The organism is Pseudomonas sp. FYR_7 (assembly GCF_043106155.1).
GTDB classification, from domain to species: domain Bacteria; phylum Pseudomonadota; class Gammaproteobacteria; order Pseudomonadales; family Pseudomonadaceae; genus Aquipseudomonas; species Aquipseudomonas parafulva_B.
Genome location: NZ_JBICMI010000053.1, coordinates 72,130 through 92,884 on the forward strand (window position 1 = coordinate 72,130; position 20,755 = coordinate 92,884).

The following is a 20,755-nucleotide window of genomic DNA, read 5'->3' on the forward strand; positions in this document are numbered from 1 at the left end:
CACGCCCCCAAGGACCGTTGAATGTTCGAACTCGACCACGACCTGGCACAGGATATCGTAGACCGCGCCATGGCCATTCTGCCCTGCAACGTCAACGTCATGGACAGCCAGGGCCTGATCCTGGGCAGCGGCGAGCCGGAGCGTATCAACACACGGCACGAAGGCGCCCAGCTGGTGCTCGCCAATGGCCGCAACGTGGAGCTCGACCAGGAGGCGGCACGCTGCCTGAAGGGGGTGCAGCCGGGGGTGAACCTGCCGCTGATGCTCGACGACCGCCTGATGGGCGTCTTGGGGCTGACGGGTGATCCGCAGCAGGTTCGGGTGTATGCCGAGCTGGTGCGCATGACCGCCGAAATGCTGCTGGCCCAGCGTCACCTGCAGGCCGACCAGCAGTGGCGCAAGCAGCGCTGCGACGATTTGCTGGCCTTGCTGCTGGGCGGGACCGGCGACGCCTCACGGCTGCTGGACGAGGCACGCCAACTGGGCCTGAAACCGCAGCTACCACGCATTCCCTGCCTGTTCGAGTTGGCCAGCGGGCCCGATGCCGAAGCACTGGCAGGCTGGCTGATGAGCCGCTACCCCGACAGTTGGTGCGTGAGCCCAGCGCGCCACTCGCTGCTGTGGTGTCGCCCGGCAGGCGTGGCGCTGGAGGTATCACGGCTGGTCGAGCGCATCGAGCGGCACGGTTGGGCGGTGGAGCGCTCGGCCATGGGTACCGCCGCGCAGGGTCTTGAGCAGCTGCGCCGCGGCTACCGGCGTGTGCGCGACCTGCTGGCCTATGGGCGTGAGGTGGTGCCCCAGGAACGGCTGCTGAGCTTGCAGCGCTATCGCCTGCCAGCCTTGCTCTGGCGCCATCGCAACGATGAGGCGCTGGACGAACTGCTCGAGCCGTTGCTGCGCATTCAGGCCCGCGACAGCAGTGGGCAATTGCTGGCTACGCTGCGCGCCTGGTGTGCCCATGATGGTCAGAGCCAGGCGTGTGCCGAGGCGCTGGGTATTCACCGCAACAGCCTACGTTACAGGCTTGAACGCATCGCCGAGCTGGGCGAGGTGGACCCCATGCGCCTGGAGGGCATGCTCAGTTTGTACCTGGGGCTGCAGTTGCTGCCCATCCGATAGCCATAGCCGGCTGGGCACTGTCGCCTGGCGCTGGCATCTGCCCAAACAATCCGTCGGGCGGTTTGTGCATTTGACCGACGCCGCTTCGCGGGCCAGCTGTCAGCATGCCGCTACCCGGACAGGAGAATCATCATGAAGATCGTCATCGCGCCTGACTCGTTCAAGGACAGCCTCGAGGCGGCAGACGTGGCGCGCGCCATCGCTGCTGGCCTGGCCGAAGCACTGCCCGACGCCCAGTTGATCGAGTGCCCCATGGCCGACGGTGGCGAAGGCACGATGCAGGCCATTCTTGCCGCCAGCGACGGCGAGCTGCGCCGGCTTACCGTGCGCGGCCCCTTGGGCACAGCTGTGGCGGCGGGCTGGGGCTGGCTGCCCCAGAGCCGCACCGCAATCATCGAAATGGCGCAGGCCAGCGGCCTGCAACAGGTGCCCACCGGTCAGCGCGACGCCTGCCGCAGTTGCACCTGGGGCACCGGTGAGCTGGTCGCCGCGGCGCTCGACGCCGGCGCGCAGCGCGTCGTGCTGGCGATCGGCGGCAGTGCCACCAATGATGCGGGCAGTGGCATGCTGCGCGCCTTGGGCCTGCGACTGCTGGATGCAGACAATCAGCCACTGGCCGAGGGTGGCCTTGCCCTGGCCGGCCTGGCGCGGATCGATGCCAGCGGGCTGGACCCGCGCCTGGCGCACGTAAATTTCGAAGTGGCGGCTGATGTGGACAACCCGCTGTGCGGCCCCCAGGGCGCATCGGCCATCTTCGGGCCGCAGAAGGGGGCCAGCCCGCAACAGGTTCAGGCCCTCGACCAGGCGCTCGGTCACTTCGCCGACCACTGCGCCCGCTTGCTGGGCCAGGATGTGCGTGATTACCCAGGCTGCGGCGCCGCCGGGGGCATGGGCTTTGCGGCCAGGGCCTTCATGGGTGCCCAGTTCCGGGCCGGCGTGGAAGTGGTGGCCGAACTGGCCGGCCTGCAAGCCCATGTCAGGGACGCGGACCTGGTGGTGACCGGGGAGGGCCGTTTTGATGCCCAGACCCTGCGCGGCAAGACGCCGATGGGCGTGGCCCGGGTCGCCAAGCGTCATGGCGTGCCGGTGGTCGTGCTGGCGGGCATGCTCGGCGAGGGCTATCAGCAGCTGTACGCCCATGGGGTAGATGCCGCCTTTGCGCTGGTGGACGGTCCCATGACGTTGGAACAGGCCTGCCGCGACACCTCCCGCCTGCTGCAAGCCCGCGCCTGTGACATCGGTCGGCTCTGGGCCTGGGTCAAGCGCGTCTGAGCAGATGAAGCGCGCAGCTCAGGGTGCCAGCACCGGCAGGGGTGTGCTGGGCAACACGGCCAGGTCGCCGAAACGCTGCGTCGAATCGATGTAGCGCAGCGCCGACTTGGCGTCCTTCCAGCCTACGTAGCTCATGAGCGACTTGAGCTCCCAGCCATTGGCGCTGGCCCAGGTGGCGAAGCCGCGACGCAGGGAGTGACCGGTATACAGCGCAGCTGGCACCTGGGCGCGGGCCAACATGCGCCGCAGCAGGCCCACCAGGCTGTTGCTGTTGAGCGGCTGGTCACCGAGATTGCCCCAGCGGTCGAGCTTGCGGAACACCGGACCGTGGGCGATGCCGGCCACCTGCAGCCATTGCAGGTAGGCCGTTACCGGGCATAGGGCCTTCAGGGCCGGGGTGCGGTGCTGCACGCCAAGTGCCTCGCGGTCGCCTTTGCTGCGCGGCACAAACAGCGTGATGCCCACGCCCGCTTCGGCCTGTATGTGCTCGACCCGCAAGCGCGCCAGTTCATCGCCGCGAAAGCCACGCCAGAACCCCAACAGCAGCAGCGCCGTGTCGCGCCGGGCGCGGCGCAGCCCGGCCATGTCGTGGTTCGCCTGGGCTTGGCGGGCTTCCTCCTCGAAGCAGGTCACGGCCGTTTGCACATGTTGCAGCAGCAATGGCGCTGCCTGCCTGGGCGGGGTGGGATGCAGCGTGCGGATGCCGCGCAGGACCTGGCGCACCACTGGTGCTTTGGTGGGGTCGGGGAAGCCTTGGCTGATGTGCCACTGGCTGAGGGCCGCCAGGCGCTGGCGCAGGGTACTGACCGCATGCTGCTGGGCGTGGTCGGCCAGGTACCGGGCGATGCTTTCGGCAGTGGCCGGCAGAAAACCGCCCCATTGCGTCTCGAAATGATCCACCGCCGCCTGGTAGCTGCGGCGGGTGTTGTCACGCGTGGCGGCGCGCAGGTAGCGCTCGATATCGGTCATGGTGCGGGCGTCGGCGGATGGATGCAGTGGTGCCACCTTAAACCTTGAGGCCTGCCGGTACCAAGGGTTTGCCAGGGTTTGCACGCTCTTCTTCGCTTCAGTGCAACGCGGCCAGGGGCTGCGCCTGATGCTTGAACGGCACGTAGTCACGCAGCTGCGCGGCGGACAGGGGCCGGCTGAAATGATAGCCCTGAGCAACGTCGCACCCCGCCAGGCGCAGGCACACGACCTGCTCGCGGGTTTCCACGCCTTCGGCCACCACCACCAGGCCCAGGCGTTTGGCCAGGATGATGGTGGAGGCCACGATGGGGCTGTCGTCCGGACTGTTGGACAGCGAGGCGATCAAGGATCGATCAATCTTCAGTTTGCTCAAAGGCAGTGCATGCAGATGGGCGAAGCCTGCGTAGCCTCGGCCAAAGTCGTCCAGGCTGATCCCGATGCCTGCCTGGCGCAGCCGGTGTAGATGCGCAATCGCCGGGCCCTCAGGGTCGAGGATGGTGGTTTCGGTGATCTCAAGCTCCAGATGCTCGGGGGCAATGCCGTGCTCGCTCAGTTGGTCGAGCAGGCGCACAGTGAAGTCAGGCTGACGCAACTGCAAGGCAGACACGTTGACGGCCAGGCGGACCTGGCGGCTTTCCCTGTGCCAGGCCGACAAAGCCTCGCAGGCCAGGCGAAGGACTTCCCAGCCCAACTCGACAATGAAGCCGCTGCGTTCGGCCAGGGCGATGAAACGGTCGGGGTAGAGCAGGCCGAACTCGGGATGCTGCCAACGTACAAGCGCTTCAAAGCCTGCGACCTTGTGGTCATCGAGGCCGATCTGCGGCTGGTAGTGCAAGACGAATTGCCTGCCTGCCAGTGCAGCGCCAAACGCCTGCTCCAGGGAAAATGCCTGGATGTCGGCCACATTCAGGGATGGGTCGAAATAGCGGTACTGCGCGCGGCCGGCCTGCTTGGCCGAATACATGGCCGCATCGGCGCTGCGCACCAGGCTGTCGATGTCCTGGCCATCGCGCGGGCAGATGCTGACCCCGATACTGGGACTGGTGTTGACCTCTTGTCCTTCCAGGGCATACGTGGAAGAGAGCCTGCGGGCCAGTTCGCGTACCCAGGCATCGATCTGCTCCTCGCTGCGCTCGCCTGCGAGCAGTACGACGAACTCATCGCCGCCAAAGCGCGAGGCTTCATCGCCCGGTTCGAGCAAGCGCTGGATACGGCCGGCCACAGCCTGCAGCAACAGGTCACCGACTTTATGGCCCAGCGAATCATTGATGGACTTGAAACGGTCCATGTCGATGAAGAGGATGGCCACCAGTTGCCGCCTGCCACGCTGATGGACGAGCGCGGCACCTGCCACTTCGACGAATTGACGGCGGTTGTGCAGGCCGCTGAGATGATCGGTAGCGGCGGCATGACTGCTGCGCCGGTGTGCATCTTCCAGGCGCCCGATCAGTTGCTGGTTGATCTGCTGGGCGTGCTCCAGCGCCGTGAAGGCTTCCTGGCGCTTGCGCAGCAGGCGCAGGGTCCAGGCCAGGCTGGCCAGGATCATCAGTGTCATGCCCAGTGTCAGCCAGAACTGCCGGGCACAGGCCGCGTCGATGGGCCCGGTGATCTCGTTCTCGCGCTGGCTGATGACAAGGGTAAAACCGTGCTCGGGCCGATGCCTGAAGACGCTCTGGTAAGGATCACCTTCCAAGTACTGTGTCAGCACGCCCGCAGGGGTGCCATCGGTTGGCAGTGCCGGCTGCAAGGCAGGTGTGATCGGCAACAAGCCGCGATTACCGAGGCGCAGGCGTTCCGTCCCGTCGGCCTGCAACACACTCACGCGGGTAGAATCGCCCAGATCCACCTGTTGCAGCAATTGCGCCAAGGGGTGGGCGGCAAGCTGCACTGCAACCAACGTATCGCATGCCTCGGGCTGCTCAGGCACGGGCATGAGGACCGGGGAGGAGGTCGCACACGCTGTGCCCTCGGCAGCGGCGTGCGCACGGTCGAGCCATTGGCTGACGTTTTCGGCGAGCACGTTGGCCAGCCGCTGATGTTCGTTGCCACGGTTGGTCAGAGCATCCTGGCGAGCGGTGGCTTTCTGAGCAACATGCACCCCCCACAGAAAGGTCAGCGTAGCAGCGCACAGCAGCAGGATCAGCAGCCTGAGCAGGGTCGCCGAGGAAAGTGAACGTCGTATCAATTGCAGTGTTTCCCGGCCTTGTGTGAGGCCCGGACATTACGGCAGCAACATGACAGCGCCATGACTGGTGGCAAATAGCCTGTAGTGATGGCTGAACCAAAGATGACAGCGGCGGGTCAAGTCGGGTATATCTTGCCGCTACCAAGGGGAGCCCGATAACGGGCTGAGAAACCGCTGAGCCAGGTGCAGCGCGGTGACCCTTCGAACCTGATCCGGATAATGCCGGCGAAGGGATGGGGTGCTATACCGCCTGCCTTCCCGCCGGTCTCAAGGCGAGACCCGATTCATGACCATTGCCCAGGTCTCGCTGTCACCCTCACCAAGGACAGCGCCATGACCGAAGGTTTCACCCAGACCCTGCGCCGCCAGAGCGAGACGACATGGGCCGCCGCCACCGGCCATCGTTTCGTGACCCAACTGTGTGACGGCAGCCTGCCTGATCCCATCATGGTCGACTACCTGGTCCAGGATCATCGCTTCCTGGACAGCTTCCTGATGTTGCTGGGCGCCGCCATCGCCACGGCCGACACCTTCGAGGCGCGCCTGCGCCTGGGGCGATTCGCGGGCATGATCAGCAGCGAGGAGAACACTTACTTCCTGCGGGCGTTCCAGGCGCTGGGTGTCAGCCCGGCGCAGCGTGATGAGCCGATGGACACGGTGCCCACGGCGGCGTTCAAAGCCATCATGCGCGAAGCGGCTGCCACCCGCTCGTACGCCGCCGCGCTGGCAGTGCTGAGCGTCGCCGAAGGCCTTTACCTGGACTGGGCGCTGCGCGCGCCCAAACCCCTGCCGTCGCGTTTCATCCACGCTGAATGGATCACCTTGCACGACAATCCGGATTTCCAGGCGTTCGTGGCGTTCCTGCACGCCGAACTGGACCGCGTCGGCCCTCTGCATGCCGCGGTGGCGCAGGACTTTCACCAGCGCACCGTCGCGTTGGAGTTGGCCTTCTTCGACGCCATCTACCCGGAGGCGGAATGAACATGGACATCTTTGATCGGCTCAAGCAGGCCGCTGCACCGCAGTGGCGCGGTTACGTCGACCATGCCTTCGTGCAGCAGATGGGCGATGGCACGTTGAGCGAAGCCGCTTTTCGGTCCTATCTGGTGCAGGACTATCTCTTCCTCATTCAGTTTGCCCGCGCCTGGGCGTTGGCGGCGTACAAGAGCAGGCGACCGGCCGATATCCGTGCCGCACAGGCGGGGCTGGCGGCAATCCTCGACGAAACCGACCTGCACGTGCGTCTATGCGCACGCTGGGGGCTGAGCCAGGCTGACATCGAGGCGGCCCCCGAGCACCCGGCCACCGTGGCGTACACCCGGTATGTACTGGACTGCGGTGCCGCTGGCGACTTGCTGGAGTTGCACGTGGCGCTGGCGCCCTGCGTGATCGGCTACGCCGAGATTGGGCAGTCCCTGGCCGCACGCATCGGCAATCTGAACGCGCATCCCTATCGCGAGTGGATCGGCGAATACGCCGGTGCCGGCTACCAGGCCGTTGCAGCAGCTGCACGCACGCACCTGGATTCGTTGGCGGCGCGCAGCCTGACGGATCAGCGGTTTGCCGAACTGGCCGCGATCTTTGCCCAGGCCTCGGGGCTGGAGGCCGATTTCTGGCAGATGGGGCTGGACATGGCGTGACTGGGCAGCCGCATGCCTGGATCGCCACTATCCCCGTGTGCCGTTGGCTGGCAAGCTGTAGTGGAAAAGGGGGCACGCGGATGACCGCCGCAACTGGCCCGCAGCGCTCGAAGACGATCCAGGACGAGGAAGGACAGCATGAACATCATCAACGCTCGGCTGCGTGGCAAGCCTGGCCTGTACCGCATCGAACTGGCCGGTCAGCGCATTGGCGCGATCACTGCGCAGAACGAGGGTGTGCTGCCCGTGGCCGGTGCCGACCTGGATGCCGCCCAGAACCTGGTGGTCCCCCCGTTCGTCGAGCCGCACATCCACCTCGACGCGACCCTGACGGCCGGGCAGCCTGAGTGGAACATGAGCGGCACGCTGTTCGAGGGGATCGAGCGCTGGGCCCAGCGCAAGCAGAGCACCACCCATGAGGACATCAAGACCCGGGCCAAGACCACCCTCCAGATGCTGGTCGATCATGGCATCCAGCATGTGCGCACCCATGTGGATGTAACCGAGCCGGGCCTGGTGGCACTCAAGGCCATGGTCGAGGTGCGCGATGAAGTGCGTGATCTGGTCGACTTGCAGATCGTTGCCTTTCCCCAGGAGGGTATCGAATCGTACCCCGATGGCCGCACATTGATGACCGAGGCGGTGGCCATCGGCGCCGATGTGGTGGGCGGCATTCCCCATTTCGAGAACACCCGTGAACAGGGTGTGGCGTCGATCCAGTTCCTGATGGATTTGGCAGAACGCACCGGCTGCCTGGTGGACGTTCACTGCGACGAGACGGACGATCCGCAGTCACGGTTCCTGGAAGTACTGGCCGAACACGCTCGGGTCCGGCAGATGGGGGCGAGGGTGACCGCCAGCCACACGGTGGCCATGGGTTCGTACGACAATGCCTACTGCTCGAAGCTGTTTCGGCTGTTGAAGCTGTCCGGCATCAACTTCGTGTCATGCCCTACCGAGAGCATTCATCTGCAAGGGCGCTTTGATACCTATCCGAAGCGCCGTGGGGTCACCCGTGTCGCCGAACTCGACCGTGCTGGCATGAACGTGTGCTTCGGCCAGGACTCGATCGTCGATCCGTGGTACCCCCTGGGCAACGGCAATATCCTGCGCGTGCTCGAGGCGGGCCTGCACATTTGCCACATGCTGGGCTATCAGGACCTGCAGCGCTGCCTGGACCTGATCACCGACAACAGTGCCCGCGCCTTGAACCTGGGTGAGCGCTATGGCATCGAGACCGGTCGTCCTGCGAACCTGCTGCTGCTCTCGGCCCCGGACGACTACGAGATGGTGCGCAGCCAGGGCCACGCGCTGGTGTCGGTGCGCAACGGAAAGGTACTGATGCGGCGCCGGCCTGCGCAGGTACAACGCGAGTTCTGAATCCGGCGCTTTCAGGCGGCGATGGCCGCCAGCACACAATCGGCGATCTGCGCATCCTGAACGGCGACGCCGGTCAGGTCAGCCAACGTGATCTGGTCGTCGGACTCCCGGCCATGGGCTCGGCTTGCCAGCAGCGCGCCAAGTTCGACCAGTTGGCTTGGGGTCACCAGGCCTTTGCCGAGCGCATGGGACACTTCGCCATATTGGGCGCACTGGGTGATCGAGTCGACGACCAAGCGATCGGCCCTGATGACCAGCCCAGGGTCCAGCTCTTGCTTGCCAGGGCCGTCCGCACCGACAGCAGTGATGTGAGTGCCCGGTTGTATCCAGTGCGCCTGCAACAGCGGCTCGCGCGAAGGTGTGGCGCTGACGATGAGGTTGGCAAGGCCCGCCAGTTCCGCGGCGTCGTGTGTACTGCGCACGGTAAAACCAAGATCCCGCGCCATCGTCACGTAAGCGCCTAGTCCTTCGGCGTGACGCCCCCAGACGATCACCTGGCGGCAGTCGGTGACGCTGCGCAACTGCTCCAATTGCATGCTGGCCTGCATGCCTGTGCCCAGGATGCCGATGGCCTTGACCTGTGAGGGCGCGAGCAGCCGGGCCGCGATCCGTCCCGCCAGTGCCGTGCGCATCGCCGTGAGCCAGCCTTGGTCCTGGAGCAGGGCCAGCGGCTGGCCGGTGTGGGCCGAGAACACCATCATCAGCCCGTCGTTGCTGGGCAAACCGTTGGACGGGTTGTCATAGAAGCCGGTGGACACCTTGACGGTAAAGGTGGGGCTGCCCACTTTGTAGGCAGACTTGATGCAGCAATCCCCGTTGGTCTCGGCGAAGGTAAACGCCTGCACAGGCGGTACCTGAACGTTGCCCGCGGAATAGGCGATAAAGCCCTCTTCGATGGCGCTGAGCGCCCGCTCGGTGTCCAGGCTCGCGAGGATCTGAGGCTTGGTGATCAGCTTCATTTGACGGCCTCGAGGAAGGTATCCAGGCCGATGTTCCGCCCACACAGCACCACAGCTACGCGTTTGCCTTGGTACCGGTCCGCGCATTTTTTCATGGCGGCCACTGCGACAGCTGCCGCGCCTTCGATGATCCACCGCTCGCTGCTGGCGATGTCGCGCATGGCGGCGCGTATTTGCGCTTCGCTGACCAATACAGTATCGGTGAGCAAGGCCTGGCACAGGGGCAGGGTGATGGCGCCTGGCTCGACGCCGCCTGCCGTGCCGTCGGACAGCGTGGGACTGGCAGGTACGTCGATGATCCTGCCGGCCTTGAGCGACTGCTCAAGGGCCGGGTCGTTCTCGGGCCAGCAGCCGATGATGTCGACACCCGGTGCCAGGGTACGCAGGGCAGCGCCAATGCCGGCGATCATGCCGCCACCACCCACCGCGACGAATACGGCGTCCAGGTCTGGCGCCTGCTCGAACAGTTCCATGCCGATGGTGCCCTGGCCGGCGATCACCTGCAGATCGTTGTAGGGCGATACGAAGGGCACACCCTTGGCCTGGGCTTGCCTGGCCGCTTCCAGCTCCGCGCTCAAGGGATCGGTCGGCAGGCAGATCACTTCAGCGCCGAGGTTACGCATGGCTGCGACCTTATAGGTTGACGCCGTAGTGGTGTAAAGGGTCACCGGAACCCCGGCGGTTTTGCCGGCCAGGGCCAGTGCCTGGCCATGGTTGCCAGACGAGGCGGCGATGACGCCATGCTCACGTGCACTCACAGGCAAAAGCCTGACTTTATTGCTGGCCCCGCGAAACTTGAATGAACCGGTAGGTTGCAGGTGTTCGCACTTGAGCCATACGTCCACGCCGGTGGTTGCTGACAGGTGCTGGCTGCGCGTCAGCGGGGTTGTGCTTACGGCTGGCCGCAAGGCGGGATGAGCGTGCTTGATCGCCTCGAACAGAGCGTCGAGGTCGGGTTGGCAGACGGTTGACGGTGCAAGGTCGGACATGGCGCATAAGGCTCCGTATGGAATTAGTGTCTACGGTAGACGTATTGTCCATGTTCGTGCAAACACTTCTTTCAGCCTGGGTCAGTCCTGGCGCTCAAAATCGTCATCCCTTGAGCGCCTTGAGGTATTTGTAAACCGTCGCACGCCCCATGTTCAGCACATTGGCCACATAGTCCACGCCGCTTCGGCCTTCGAACGCACCCTCGGCGTGCAACGCCTGTACCAGGCTGCGCTTGTCTCCCATCTGCATTGTCTGGAGGGACAAATGGCGCGCCTTGAGCCATGCATGCATGAAGGTATTGATGCGCTCCTGCCAGTCATCGCGAAACAGCGCCTGAGGCTGCTCGACCAGGCGACCCATTTGAAAGAACGCCTCCAGCGCATGACGGGCGTTTTCGAGCACCGACAGGTCCAGGTTGATGCACATCAGGTGCCGAGCATCACCCTGCTCATCGCGCAAGACCGTACTGATGGAGCGGACCTTCTGACCGTTCCAGTGCAACTTCTCATAAGGGCCCAACTTGGCGCCGCCGAGCAGATCGTCCAGGTCCTCGGCAATGGCCGAGTCATCTCCCAGGCTGCGCTTGGAGATGTTGTTGGCGATATGCACCACCGTCTGGGTGCGCAGGTCATGGACGACGACTTCGGCATGGGGATACAGCAACAGGGCAATGCTTTCGGCGATTGCCTGGTAGTTCTCGAGCGACATGCGGGGCCACTGTGCATTTTAAGGAAGCGCTTATGTTGGCTCCGAGTGCCTGCTCGCACAAGGCGCCGTATGCCGATCAAGCACCCTGTACACGCCGAGACGGGCTGGTGGCGACCAGAACCGGCCCAAAATCGGCCTAACATTCGATAAGCCGTGATTATTCCATGTGAGATTGCACTTGTTTTAGCAGTTCGGAACCAGCAGAATTGGTACGTAATTACATAGTACGTACAACATTACGAAATCGTAGGAGCATGCATGGCACGTGGCGGCATCAACAAGGTGGTTGTGCAACAGGCCAGGCAGGCCCTGATTGCAAGAGGGGAGAACCCCAGCATCGATGCCATCCGCATCGAGCTGGGCAATACAGGCTCGAAAACCACCATTCACCGCTACCTCAAGGAGCTCAACGGACAGCAGCCAATGCCCTCCGAAGGCGGCGCGCCGATCAGTGAGGTATTGAGTCGCCTGGTAGGTCAGTTGGCGACGCAACTGCAAGACGAAGCGGATTTGGTGATCGAGCGGGCAGAAAGCGTCTTCACCGAGCAGCGCGAGGCGCTCGAAGCGGCCTTGGCGGCAGCTGAGCAGGCGCTTGCAGCGGCTGACCAACAGCACGAAATCGATGCAGCGGCCTTGCGTGAGGAGTCAGAGAAACTCAACAGCACGCTAAGCACGCTACAGGCTGAGCAGCTGCGCAGCGCCAGCCTCAACCAGTCCCTGGGGGAACTGCAAGTACGCCTGGCGGATAAGGATGAGCAGGTCAAATCCCTGGAAGACAAGCACCGACACGCCCGCGATGCGCTTGAGCACTACCGCACGGCCAGTCGCGAGCAGCGCGAACACGAGCAGCGTCGTCACGAAGCTCAGTTGCAGCAGATGCAGGTCGAAGTACGGCAGTTACAGCAGGCCATGATCGTCAAGCAGGACGAGCTCACTCGCCTGCACCGTGATAACGAGCGTCTGCTTGGGGAGAATCGCCAGGCGAGCAGCGAACGGCGGGCTCAGGAACAGCTGCTAGAGCAGCGCGACGCCCAGATCCAGGGCTTGCGCACGATGCTGGCACAGGCCCAGGGGAGCAGCGACGAGCTGCGCCGCCAATTGGCTATGCAGGCCAAAGCGCTGGAGGACAGCAAGGTCTTGTGCCGGGATCAGGCGCTAAAGCTTGAGACGCTGGAGCGGGAGCTGACAGAGAACCAGGCGTCGTTGCGCCTGTGTCAGGATCAGCTAAGGGATGGAGAAGATAAATAAAACTTTCTGGCGCAACGGCTTTCTTCCCTAGACAGCCATTTGGAGAAGACCGCATGAGCGAACGAGGCACAACCCACGGCACGCAGCACGGACCTCACTCGACCGACGAAGCCGATAAAACGGATGATCTTGGCTTTGACCCTGATTCTCCCGACCTCGATGATCCTCAGGTAGACCCCCAAGGCCCCGCCATACCACCAAGGGATGTAGAGAAAGACACCTGAAGGGCACGCACCAAGCAAAAGGCCCTGATCGATACGATCAGGGCCTTTTTTATCCAGCATCAAGGTCAGGGTGGACTTTGCCCGTGCTGACCAGCGGACGTCAGGCTTGTGCCTGTTTTTCCACTTCAGCCTGCTTGGCCGCCTCGACACCCTTGGCAGAGAGCTTGATCGGGTAGTTGAGTGTCATCTCATGTTCAGCATCCACACTTACGCTACCGTCGTGGATCAGGCCATCGTCCTGCAGCGATTTAAGCATGCCGGCCACAGCTTTTTCACCGCGGTAGTTGTCCAGCAGTTCCTTGCCCAGACCATGGGGGTGAGCATGGTTGAGTCGGGTCAGGATTTCGCTTTTCAGTGCGTCGTTACTCATGCGCGCCTCACTTGCCATGCTGGGTTTGCAGTGCCTTGGCTTCTTGCAGGTGTTTCTCAAGGGTTGGCAGGGTCTTGGCAGCGAATGCCTTGAGCTCAGCCTTGTCAGAAGAAGCGGCTTCTTTCTTGAACAGTTCGACGGTCTTCTCGTGAGCATCGACCTGATTGTTCACGTAAGACTTGTCGAAGGACTCGTCACGCCATTCCAGAATCACTTTTTTCACCTTGTCGGTGATGGCCGCATCATCGGGCACCGAGATGTCCAGCTTCTTGGCAATTTCTGCCAGCTCCTGGTTGGCCTTGGTGTGGTCGGTCACCATGTGCTGGGCAAAGGTCTTGATCTCGGCGTTCTGGCTTTTTTCCAAAGCAAGGTTGCCGGTCACGATCTCTGCGATGCCGGCTTCGGTAGCCGCGTCTACGAAGTCGTCCGAGCTGGCAGCAAAGGCGTGAACCGAGGCCATGCCCAGCACCATGGAAAGGCCGACGCGCTTGACGAAGAGATTGCTCATGTTTCACTCCTTAAACGATGGCGCGACATCAGTGTCGCGTACTGTTGAGGGCGCGCGCAGGCCAAAGGTTTCATCTTTTTTGCATCAACAGGGTGTGGCAGTGGTCAACAGCGTTGACCAAGCACGTGCAGGGGATGTGCATGCGAAGCGCCAGGCAGACCGATGAAGAAAGAGCCCTTGCGCTGGCGGGCCAGGGACGAGCGGTAGCCCTGTTTCGCCTGGTGCTGGCGTTCATGCTGGTGGTCATGACCACGTTCGCAGCCGTTGAGGGCTGGCGAATCTGGCGTGATTACCGGGACGCGTTCCACAATGCCGCGAACATGGTGACCAATCTGGCCCAGGCCACCGCCCAGCATGCCGAGGATGCCATTCGCCAGGTCGATTCCATCAGTGCGGCGCTGGTGGAGCGCGTGCAAGGCGATGGGTTCGAGCACTTGGATCGCAAACGCATGCATGGGTTGCTCAGCCAACAGGTGCGCATCATCCCTCAGCTCCACGGCCTGTTCATCTACGACAGCCATGGTCGCTGGCTCGTCACGGACCGCTCGGCAACGCCGCCGGCCGCTAACAATGGCGACCGTGATTACTTCATCTACCACCGCGACCATCCCGATAGCGCCATTCGCATCGGTGCAGTGGTACGCAGCCGCTCGACGGGCGATCTGATCGTACCTATTTCTCGGCGCCTGAATTATCCGGATGGGCGTTTTGCGGGCGTACTGCTTGGGACCATCAAGGTCGACTGGTTCGTGCGTTACTACGGCGAATTCAAGATCGACGAACGTGGTGCGCTGGTGCTGGCCAAGCGCGACGGTACGATCCTGGTGCGGCGCCCATTCGTGGAACCGCTGCTTGAGCGTAACCTGGCCAACAGCGATATTTTCAAGCACCACCTGCCCTATGCAGCCCAAGGGTTGGTCGAAGCGGTGGCCGTCGTCGATGGTACACCGCGCCTGTACGCTTACCGAGCCTTGGCCAGCTACCCGCTGGTGGTCGAAGCGGGCCTGTCACGCGAGTCAATCATCGCCCCCTGGCGCCAGGATGCAATCAAATCGCTGGTGGTGTTACTGGTGCTGGTCATGGTCCTTGCGTTGTTCGGTTGGGTGGTCCTTCGCCAGGTGCGCGAACGCATCGTGATCGAGCGCGCCTTGCACCAGGCCCACCAGACCCTCAAGACCCTTGCCTTGACCGACAGCCTGACCGGGTTGGGTAATCGTCGCAGGCTGGACGCGGTGTTCGAGCCCGAGCTGCGCAGGGCTCGGCGCCAGGCGTATCCGGTGTGCGTGGTGATGCTCGACCTGGATCATTTCAAGGCCTACAACGACCGTTACGGACATGCGGCAGGCGATCAGTGCTTGCAACGCTTCGGCGAACTGCTGCGCCAAGCCGCCCAGCGTCCGGCAGATCTGGCCGTACGCTACGGGGGCGAGGAGTTTACCTTGCTGTTACCCGACACGGATTTACGCGGAGCCAAGGCGTTTGTCGAGACGCTGCAGCAAGCTCTGCGCAAGGAGATGCTGGTGCATGCGGGCAGTCCACTGGGGATCGTCTCTTTCAGTGCGGGTATTGCGGTGGCAGAACCCACGCGCAGTGAACAGAGTCCACAGCAACTGCTCGAAGCCGCAGATGCGGCACTGTATGAAGCCAAGCGCCAGGGCCGGGACCGCTACGCGGTCGCTGACCCTTGAGAACCGCATCGGGATGCAGGCAGCCCGCCTGGCCCTGGCGGGCATCGACTTCATGCCTGAAGTTGCCAACGTACCGAACTGACGCCCTTCTCCAGGCTGACCCGGCTGACCAGCCGCTCCAACTGGGCGGGCGCCTGTGAGGTACCCAGCAACTGGGCACGCACTTCCAGGCGGGCCGGGTCTGGCAAGTCCTCGCTGTGCAAGGACTGCAGGCGCAGTTCAGGCTCGCCGAGGCTATGCAGCATCAAGCTGCGTACCTGAATCTCATCCTGGGCTCGACAGACAATACGCACCTCGAACTGCTGTTCTACCTCCGTGGCGGGCACCACCTCCTGGCGGTCCAGGCGTTGGGCGATATCCCTTAGCAAGATGTTGGCGCACAGCACGACCACCGCGCCCAGGGCTGCTTCGAGCAGCAGCCCCAGGCTGCACAGCACGCCGATGGCAGCGGTGCACCACAGCGTTGCCGCGGTGTTCAGCCCCCGCACATTGAAGCCGTCACGCATGATGACGCCGCCGCCCAGGAAACCGATACCCGACACCACATACGCCGCCACCCGGGAGGCGTCGGTAGGCGCCATGCCTGGAACCGCCTGGGTCATCAGTACAAACAGACAGGCACCCGTACTGACCAGGCCGTTGGTGCGCAGGCCAGTCAAGCGCTGACGCAATTGGCGTTCGGCGCCGATCAAAGCCCCCAGCAGCAGGGCGGTGCTGACACGCAGCAGAAATACTTTCCAATCCATTATGAACCTCTTCCACGGGCACAGGCCCGCTCTAACGCCATCACTCAAGAAAGCGCGGTGGTAAAAACCAGAGATGCGAAAGGACCACGGGGGGGGAAGGAGGGGGCGATGCTGTGCATCGGCTGCCTCGGCAACTCGGCCAGGCAGCGTGGGAGACTGCCGGGCTAGCGCGCCGCGTGGGCCTGTCGCAAGCGACTGGGGCTAGTGTCCAATGCAGGGCTCCTATTGGTGAATGCAAAAGTGCGGCGCGGACGATAAGCCCGACCCTCGATCAGGTCAAGGGTAAAAACATGACAATGGCTTCATCCGCAAATGCCTGACAAGCCTGCCGGTACGATGGAAAAATTCACGGCCAATGGTTAACCTTTTGCCTTTTCTGAACCGTTGCGGGCTGATCCATGCTGTTCAATATCCTCGTCCTGCTTGGCACCTTGGTGGCCATGGAGGGTGTCGGCACCTTGGCGCACAAGTACATCATGCATGGCTGGGGCTGGTGGCTGCATCGCTCGCACCACGAACCCCAGCTGGGCGTGCTCGAAACCAACGACGTGTACCTGCTGGCACTGGCGGTGATTTCGCTGGCACTGGTGGCGGTCGGCAAAGCCGGGCATGCGCCATTGCAGTGGGTCGGAGGCGGGGTGGCGGCTTACGGCGCGCTGTACGTAATCGCGCATGACGGCTTTTTTCACCGTCACTGGCCCCGCACGGTGCGCCCGGTGGGGCGGTACCTGACGCGCCTGCACCGCGCGCATCGGCTGCACCACGCCGTCAAAGGGCGCAAGGGTAGCGTGTCGTTCGGTTTTTTCTACGCGCCCCCGTTAAAGCGGCTGGTGCGCGAGCTGCGGCGCAACAGGGGCTCTGCTCTCTGAGGTCTCAAGCGCACAGGCGCCTTTGCTGACCGGGTTGCCTCCACCATCCTGCCTGCCCGGCATACATTGCACTGTCTGGACCTGCGCAGTAGCATGCGCGCTTTTCACCCCAGGACTCGCCCTTCATGCCGTATCAGCAAGGTCTGCTTGCCACGCCCGTGCCGGTGCACGCGCGTCACCTGTTCTTCTCCATCGAGTCAACCGAGGCCGTGCCTGCGGCCCTCGATGCCTTGCTGGGCCATGTCGACGGCCTGCGTGTGACACTGGGTGTGGGCGCCCCTTTGGCAAAAGCCCTGAACGCCCAGATCCAAGGCCTGACCCCGTTCCCGCTGCTGGACGCCGCGGTCGAGAACCCCAGTACCCAGCATGCGCTGTGGCTGTGGTTGCGGGGAGACGAACGCGGGGACCTGTATCTGCAGGCCCAGGCGCTGGAGCGTCTATTGAGCCCAGCCTTTGCGCTGGTTGATCATGTTGATGGCTTCCTCCACCGAGGCGGCCGGGATCTGACGGGCTACGAAGACGGCACGGAAAACCCCAGCGGCGACGACGCCATCGAAGCCGCCATCCTGAGTGAGGGCGCGCCTGGCTTGCAGGGGTCGAGCTTCGCCGCGTTCCAGCTGTGGAAGCACGACATGCACTACTTCAAATCGCTGCCACAGCAGGTGCAGGACAACATCATCGGCCGGCGCCTGAGCGATAACGAGGAACTGGAGGATGCGCCTGAGTCCGCCCATGTGAAGCGTACTGCCCAGGAAAGCTATGCACCGGAGGCTTTCATGGTGCGTCGCTCGGTTTCCTGGGCTGATACCCGCGGTGCAGGGCTGGCGTTCGTGGCGCTGGGTACGTCTTTCACCTCGTTCGAGGTTCAGCTGCGCCGCATGAGCGGGCTGGAGGACGGTGTGATCGATGCCCTGTATCAGTTCACACGCCCGCTGACCGGGGGCTACTACTGGTGCCCGCCGATGGCGCAGGGTTCGCTGGACTTGCGCCTGTTGTTGCAGCCCGAGGCTTAAACATCCAGATACACAAGATGATCGCAAGACAGCTTCCACGAACTAGCATTGGATATTTCCGCTCTGTTACGGAGATTTCCTATGTATGGACGTCGGGATGTCCTACGTGCGGGCGCTGCGATCGGTCTGCTGGCCACCAGCCCCTGGCTGAGCGCAGCTGCAATGGCGAGCCTGCTCTCGCGGCCGATTCCGTCAACGGGTGAGCTACTGCCGGTGATCGGCGCCGGCACGTCAGGCAGCTTCGAAGTCGAGGCCGGCTCAGCGGACTACCGGCAGCTGTATCAGGTGCTTGAAGCCTTCTTCAAAGGTGGCGGTCGGGTCATCGACACCTCTCCCAACTACGGCGGCGCCGACAGCATCCTGGGTCAACTGCTCGCCGAAGGCGGGTGGCACCGCCAGTGCTTCATTGCCACCAAGATCGCCGCCAACAGCCGCGCAGATGCGCAGGCCCAATGGGACGGCACGCTGCGCAGCCTGCGCACGGACAAGGTGGACCTGCTACAAGTGCACAATTTGCGTGACTGGCAACAGCAGTTGCCCTATGCACGTGAACTCAAGCAACAGGGCAAGACACGCTATGTGGGCATCACCCACTATCTGGACTCGGGACACGACCAGGTGGCCGCGATCGTGCGCAGCCAGGCTCTGGACTTCATCCAGATCAATTACGCAGTCAATGCCCCTGGCGCTGCGCGTGAGCTTCTTCCCTTGTGCCGTGACAAGGGCGTGGCGGTGCTGATCAACCGCGCCTTCGATGACGGTCGTCTGTTCGCGGCGGTCAAGGATCGCGCCCTTCCAGAATGGGCACAGGAACAGGGCGTCGGTAGCTGGGCCCAGTTGTTCCTGAAGTTCGCACTCAGCCACCCGGCAGTCACCGCCGTGATACCGGCCACTGGCCGACTGGATCGTCAGTTGGACCAACTCAAGGCAGGGCAGGGTCCGATGCTTACCCAGGCGCAGCAGCAAGCGCTGATCAAACAGTTCGCCTGACACCATGGTGACGCGGCGACAGCGCCTACAGCAGATGCTGGACATGCGGCCCGGGGAAGCGCCAGCGGTTCTGGCAGGCAGCCTACTGTTCTTCATGCTGTTCACGGGGTATTTCATGCTCCGGCCCGTGCGAGAAACCATGGGCGTTGCCGGTGGCGTCGAAAACCTGCAATGGCTGTTCACCGGTACCTTCATCGCCACGTTGGTTTGCCTGCCTGTGTTTGGTTGGATGGCCTCCCGTGTACGGCGCCGGCACATATTGCCTTGGACCTATGGCTTCTTCATCTGCAACCTGCTCGCCTTTGCCGCGCTATTGGCACGCCATCCCGACGGGCCTTGGGTGGCGCGGGCGTTCTATATCTGGTTGTCGGTATTCAATCTGCTGAGTATCTCGTTGGCCTGGAGCGTACTTGCCGACCTGTTCAGCACCGAGCAAGGCAAGCGCCTGTTCGGCGTACTGGCAGCAGGGGCGAGTGTGGGCGGATTGTGCGGGCCGCTGCTCGGCACGCTGCTGGTTGCGCCCCTCGGACACCCCGGTTTGTTGACGCTCGCGGCCGTGTTGCTGCTGGTCAGCGTACTGGCCGCCTGGGTGTTGCAGCGTTGGCGCACGAATAATCCACTCCCGACCCGCGATCCCACTTGCGAGGGCCGCGCACTGGGCGGCAATCCGTTTTCCGGTGCAACGGCGGTAATACGCACGCCGTACCTGCTCGGTATTGCTCTGTTCGTCGTGCTGCTGGCCAGTGTCAGCACATTCCTCTATTTCGAACAGGCTCGCATTGTCAGTGAAACCTTCACCGACCGTACTCGGCAGACGCAGGTGTTCGGCGCAATAGATGCAGTCGTTCAGGCACTGGCCATTCTCACGCAGCTGTTTTTCACCGGTCGGCTCGCTCGACGCCTGGGGGTGCGGGTGTTGCTGGTGGCAGTGCCGCTGGCCATGGCTGCCGGGTTCATGTGCCTGGCCTTGTCGCCTGTCTTCGCCCTGTTCGTCATCGTGATGGTCGTACGGCGGGCCGGCGAGTATGCCCTGGTTCGGCCTGGCCGCGAGATGCTGTTCACCGTGGTCAGCGCCGAAGACAAGTACAAGGCCAAGAACTTCATCGACACCGTGGTCTACCGAGGCGGGGATGCGGTCAGCGGCTGGATAAAGCGGGCCCTGGACCTGATGGGGGATCATCCACAGGTGGCCATGCTAATCGGAGCGCTACTTGCCGTCTGCTGGGCCGCAACCGGTCATTGGCTCGGTGGCCAGCAAGGTCGACGCGACGAAAGCCATCGCCGCTGACAGGTACGCCAACTATTGGGCTGACCCTTCTTTAACGCCGTTTGTCAGAAGCCTTCTCGATAATACGAATCCTCGCGCACGGGTGTACTCCCAAGTCATGTACGGCATTGGCGCCGTGCATTCCGAAGTCATAAGAGGTTTCAGATCATGGCCACTAAAGACAACAGCCGTAGCGGTAACCAGCAGGGCAGCCAGGGCGGTAGCAAAAATTCGGGCAACTTCGCCAATGACCGTGAAAAGGCTTCCGAAGCCGGCAAAAAAGGGGGGCAAGCAAGCCACTCCAGCGAGTCGGGCCGCAAAGGCGGCAAGTCGTAAGTGAAGCCTTGCAGTGCCAGGCTAGCCTGGCACTGCGATTCTTCGAATAAGGAGCCAGCCATGCGCACATTCCCACTGATCACTCTCATGGGCGCCTTGACTCTCGTCGGCGGTTGTTTTGACCGCGACAACAATCACCCCGGCAAGGACTCCGATGCCAGCAAGCCGTCCTTGCAGATGCAAAAACCTGACGAACAAACCGCACCCCGTTCTGCGCCAGCCCCTGAGCCAATGCCAGGGCAGAAAGCCAACCAATAATACGCGCACGAGGAAT

General features: G+C 63.2%; 22 protein-coding genes and 1 riboswitch. Of the genes, 14 read left to right on the forward strand and 8 right to left on the reverse strand.

The genetic code is table 11. From position 1 onward, the window contains the following. Positions 1-21: 21 nt before the first annotated feature. Both ACF8R3_RS13655 and ACF8R3_RS13660 read left to right on the forward strand, forming a co-directional pair. The gene (locus ACF8R3_RS13655) at positions 22-1,119 is read left to right on the forward strand and encodes a sugar diacid recognition domain-containing protein (protein WP_078478641.1); all 1,098 of its coding nucleotides are present in this window, start codon (positions 22-24) and stop codon (positions 1,117-1,119) included. 132 nt (positions 1,120-1,251) lie between these two features. After that, entirely contained in the window at positions 1,252-2,391 is a 1,140-nt protein-coding gene (locus tag ACF8R3_RS13660) for a glycerate kinase (RefSeq protein ID WP_078478640.1), read from the forward strand. 18 nt (positions 2,392-2,409) lie between these two features. Here ACF8R3_RS13660 and ACF8R3_RS13665 read toward each other — a convergent pair whose 3' ends face one another. Together ACF8R3_RS13665 and ACF8R3_RS13670 are read right to left on the reverse strand one after the other, a co-directional pair. Beyond that, positions 2,410-3,396 (reverse strand): site-specific integrase, encoded by a 987-nt coding sequence (locus ACF8R3_RS13665; protein ID WP_153302505.1) that lies wholly within the window; start codon positions 3,394-3,396, stop codon positions 2,410-2,412. A gap of 61 nt (positions 3,397-3,457) precedes the next feature. Continuing rightward, entirely contained in the window at positions 3,458-5,545 is a 2,088-nt protein-coding gene (locus tag ACF8R3_RS13670) for a bifunctional diguanylate cyclase/phosphodiesterase (RefSeq protein ID WP_196185914.1), read from the reverse strand. A gap of 134 nt (positions 5,546-5,679) precedes the next feature. After that, a riboswitch (TPP riboswitch) is annotated at positions 5,680-5,796 on the forward strand. A gap of 82 nt (positions 5,797-5,878) precedes the next feature. On the opposite strand from ACF8R3_RS13670, the gene ACF8R3_RS13675 reads away from it, so the two are divergent. From ACF8R3_RS13675 to codA, 3 genes are all read left to right on the forward strand, one after another. Beyond that, the gene (locus ACF8R3_RS13675) at positions 5,879-6,526 is read left to right on the forward strand and encodes a TenA family protein (protein ID WP_196185913.1); all 648 of its coding nucleotides are present in this window, start codon (positions 5,879-5,881) and stop codon (positions 6,524-6,526) included. Next, complete coding sequence (gene tenA, locus ACF8R3_RS13680) at positions 6,523-7,185, forward strand: thiaminase II (RefSeq protein ID WP_392515728.1); 663 nt, start codon at positions 6,523-6,525, stop codon at positions 7,183-7,185. The genes ACF8R3_RS13675 and tenA overlap by 4 nt, the downstream gene beginning before the upstream one ends. Before the next feature lie 138 nt (positions 7,186-7,323). Continuing rightward, a complete protein-coding gene (gene codA, locus ACF8R3_RS13685) occupies positions 7,324-8,565 on the forward strand; it encodes a cytosine deaminase (RefSeq protein WP_100851460.1) in 1,242 nt (413 codons plus the stop codon). An 11-nt stretch (positions 8,566-8,576) separates the two neighbouring features. Here the strand turns inward: codA and ACF8R3_RS13690 are convergent, their stop codons facing one another. The 3 genes from ACF8R3_RS13690 to ACF8R3_RS13700 form a co-directional block, all read right to left on the reverse strand. Further along, the gene (locus tag ACF8R3_RS13690) at positions 8,577-9,524 is read right to left on the reverse strand and encodes an ornithine cyclodeaminase family protein (RefSeq protein ID WP_392515729.1); all 948 of its coding nucleotides are present in this window, start codon (positions 9,522-9,524) and stop codon (positions 8,577-8,579) included. Next, positions 9,521-10,513, reverse strand: coding sequence for a threonine/serine dehydratase (locus ACF8R3_RS13695; RefSeq protein ID WP_392515730.1), 993 nt, complete (start codon positions 10,511-10,513; stop codon positions 9,521-9,523). Before ACF8R3_RS13695 ends, ACF8R3_RS13690 begins: the two co-directional genes overlap by 4 nt. A 103-nt stretch (positions 10,514-10,616) precedes the next feature. After that, complete coding sequence (locus tag ACF8R3_RS13700) at positions 10,617-11,222, reverse strand: transcriptional regulator (protein WP_058604570.1); 606 nt, start codon at positions 11,220-11,222, stop codon at positions 10,617-10,619. Between the two features lie 258 nt (positions 11,223-11,480). On the opposite strand from ACF8R3_RS13700, the gene ACF8R3_RS13705 reads away from it, so the two are divergent. After that, on the forward strand, positions 11,481-12,470 hold the full coding sequence (locus tag ACF8R3_RS13705) for a DNA-binding protein (RefSeq protein WP_058639261.1): 990 nt from the start codon (positions 11,481-11,483) through the stop codon (positions 12,468-12,470). Between the two features lie 53 nt (positions 12,471-12,523). Continuing rightward, on the forward strand, positions 12,524-12,694 hold the full coding sequence (locus ACF8R3_RS13710; RefSeq protein ID WP_392515731.1) for a DUF6021 family protein: 171 nt from the start codon (positions 12,524-12,526) through the stop codon (positions 12,692-12,694). A 100-nt stretch (positions 12,695-12,794) separates the two neighbouring features. Here the strand turns inward: ACF8R3_RS13710 and ACF8R3_RS13715 are convergent, their stop codons facing one another. Together ACF8R3_RS13715 and ACF8R3_RS13720 are read right to left on the reverse strand one after the other, a co-directional pair. Next, positions 12,795-13,064, reverse strand: coding sequence for a hypothetical protein (locus tag ACF8R3_RS13715; RefSeq protein ID WP_058604664.1), 270 nt, complete (start codon positions 13,062-13,064; stop codon positions 12,795-12,797). A 7-nt stretch (positions 13,065-13,071) separates the two neighbouring features. Beyond that, positions 13,072-13,572, reverse strand: a complete 501-nt coding sequence (locus tag ACF8R3_RS13720) for a DUF4142 domain-containing protein (RefSeq protein ID WP_058639262.1) — start codon at positions 13,570-13,572, stop codon at positions 13,072-13,074. A 140-nt stretch (positions 13,573-13,712) separates the two neighbouring features. Between ACF8R3_RS13720 and ACF8R3_RS13725 the strand changes: the two genes are divergently transcribed. After that, on the forward strand, positions 13,713-15,260 hold the full coding sequence (locus tag ACF8R3_RS13725; RefSeq protein ID WP_196185909.1) for a sensor domain-containing diguanylate cyclase: 1,548 nt from the start codon (positions 13,713-13,715) through the stop codon (positions 15,258-15,260). Positions 15,261-15,310: 50 nt separating this feature from the next. Here the strand turns inward: ACF8R3_RS13725 and ACF8R3_RS13730 are convergent, their stop codons facing one another. Further along, a complete protein-coding gene (locus ACF8R3_RS13730; protein WP_058604574.1) occupies positions 15,311-16,006 on the reverse strand; it encodes an MgtC/SapB family protein in 696 nt (231 codons plus the stop codon). A gap of 398 nt (positions 16,007-16,404) precedes the next feature. Between ACF8R3_RS13730 and ACF8R3_RS13735 the strand changes: the two genes are divergently transcribed. The 6 genes from ACF8R3_RS13735 (at position 16,405) to ACF8R3_RS13760 (ending at position 20,739) form a co-directional block, all read left to right on the forward strand. After that, a complete protein-coding gene (locus ACF8R3_RS13735; RefSeq protein WP_392474797.1) occupies positions 16,405-16,875 on the forward strand; it encodes a sterol desaturase family protein in 471 nt (156 codons plus the stop codon). Between the two features lie 125 nt (positions 16,876-17,000). Further along, positions 17,001-17,888: a Dyp-type peroxidase gene (locus tag ACF8R3_RS13740; protein ID WP_392474798.1), complete on the forward strand. Its 888-nt coding sequence runs from the start codon at positions 17,001-17,003 to the stop codon at positions 17,886-17,888. Positions 17,889-17,969: 81 nt separating this feature from the next. Then, on the forward strand, positions 17,970-18,878 hold the full coding sequence (locus ACF8R3_RS13745; protein ID WP_392474800.1) for an aldo/keto reductase: 909 nt from the start codon (positions 17,970-17,972) through the stop codon (positions 18,876-18,878). Between the two features lie 4 nt (positions 18,879-18,882). Beyond that, a complete protein-coding gene (locus ACF8R3_RS13750) occupies positions 18,883-20,166 on the forward strand; it encodes an NTP/NDP exchange transporter (protein WP_392515732.1) in 1,284 nt (427 codons plus the stop codon). Between the two features lie 147 nt (positions 20,167-20,313). Next, positions 20,314-20,481 carry a general stress protein gene (locus tag ACF8R3_RS13755; protein WP_058604579.1) on the forward strand — a complete coding sequence of 56 codons (168 nt, stop codon included), beginning with the start codon at positions 20,314-20,316 and terminating at the stop codon, positions 20,479-20,481. A gap of 60 nt (positions 20,482-20,541) precedes the next feature. Beyond that, entirely contained in the window at positions 20,542-20,739 is a 198-nt protein-coding gene (locus ACF8R3_RS13760; RefSeq protein WP_058639267.1) for a hypothetical protein, read from the forward strand. Positions 20,740-20,755 lie beyond the last annotated feature (16 nt).

What these genes read in the sequence shown, in the direction of transcription:
- ACF8R3_RS13695 (WP_392515730.1), bottom strand. Translation starts at nt 10,513, where the DNA reads ATGTCCGACCTTGCACCGTCAACCGTCTGCCAACCCGACCTCGACGCT.
- ACF8R3_RS13755 (WP_058604579.1), top strand. Translation starts at nt 20,314, where the DNA reads ATGGCCACTAAAGACAACAGCCGTAGCGGTAACCAGCAGGGCAGCCAG.
- ACF8R3_RS13735 (WP_392474797.1), top strand. Translation starts at nt 16,405, where the DNA reads ATGCTGTTCAATATCCTCGTCCTGCTTGGCACCTTGGTGGCCATGGAG.
- codA (WP_100851460.1), top strand. Translation starts at nt 7,324, where the DNA reads ATGAACATCATCAACGCTCGGCTGCGTGGCAAGCCTGGCCTGTACCGC.
- ACF8R3_RS13760 (WP_058639267.1), top strand. Translation starts at nt 20,542, where the DNA reads ATGCGCACATTCCCACTGATCACTCTCATGGGCGCCTTGACTCTCGTC.
- ACF8R3_RS13655 (WP_078478641.1), top strand. Translation starts at nt 22, where the DNA reads ATGTTCGAACTCGACCACGACCTGGCACAGGATATCGTAGACCGCGCC.
- ACF8R3_RS13745 (WP_392474800.1), top strand. Translation starts at nt 17,970, where the DNA reads ATGTATGGACGTCGGGATGTCCTACGTGCGGGCGCTGCGATCGGTCTG.
- tenA (WP_392515728.1), top strand. Translation starts at nt 6,523, where the DNA reads ATGAACATGGACATCTTTGATCGGCTCAAGCAGGCCGCTGCACCGCAG.
- ACF8R3_RS13725 (WP_196185909.1), top strand. Translation starts at nt 13,713, where the DNA reads ATGCGAAGCGCCAGGCAGACCGATGAAGAAAGAGCCCTTGCGCTGGCG.
- ACF8R3_RS13750 (WP_392515732.1), top strand. Translation starts at nt 18,883, where the DNA reads ATGGTGACGCGGCGACAGCGCCTACAGCAGATGCTGGACATGCGGCCC.
- ACF8R3_RS13720 (WP_058639262.1), bottom strand. Translation starts at nt 13,572, where the DNA reads ATGAGCAATCTCTTCGTCAAGCGCGTCGGCCTTTCCATGGTGCTGGGC.
- ACF8R3_RS13715 (WP_058604664.1), bottom strand. Translation starts at nt 13,064, where the DNA reads ATGAGTAACGACGCACTGAAAAGCGAAATCCTGACCCGACTCAACCAT.
- ACF8R3_RS13690 (WP_392515729.1), bottom strand. Translation starts at nt 9,524, where the DNA reads ATGAAGCTGATCACCAAGCCTCAGATCCTCGCGAGCCTGGACACCGAG.
- ACF8R3_RS13730 (WP_058604574.1), bottom strand. Translation starts at nt 16,006, where the DNA reads ATGGATTGGAAAGTATTTCTGCTGCGTGTCAGCACCGCCCTGCTGCTG.
- ACF8R3_RS13660 (WP_078478640.1), top strand. Translation starts at nt 1,252, where the DNA reads ATGAAGATCGTCATCGCGCCTGACTCGTTCAAGGACAGCCTCGAGGCG.
- ACF8R3_RS13710 (WP_392515731.1), top strand. Translation starts at nt 12,524, where the DNA reads ATGAGCGAACGAGGCACAACCCACGGCACGCAGCACGGACCTCACTCG.
- ACF8R3_RS13740 (WP_392474798.1), top strand. Translation starts at nt 17,001, where the DNA reads ATGCCGTATCAGCAAGGTCTGCTTGCCACGCCCGTGCCGGTGCACGCG.
- ACF8R3_RS13705 (WP_058639261.1), top strand. Translation starts at nt 11,481, where the DNA reads ATGGCACGTGGCGGCATCAACAAGGTGGTTGTGCAACAGGCCAGGCAG.
- ACF8R3_RS13675 (WP_196185913.1), top strand. Translation starts at nt 5,879, where the DNA reads ATGACCGAAGGTTTCACCCAGACCCTGCGCCGCCAGAGCGAGACGACA.
- ACF8R3_RS13700 (WP_058604570.1), bottom strand. Translation starts at nt 11,222, where the DNA reads ATGTCGCTCGAGAACTACCAGGCAATCGCCGAAAGCATTGCCCTGTTG.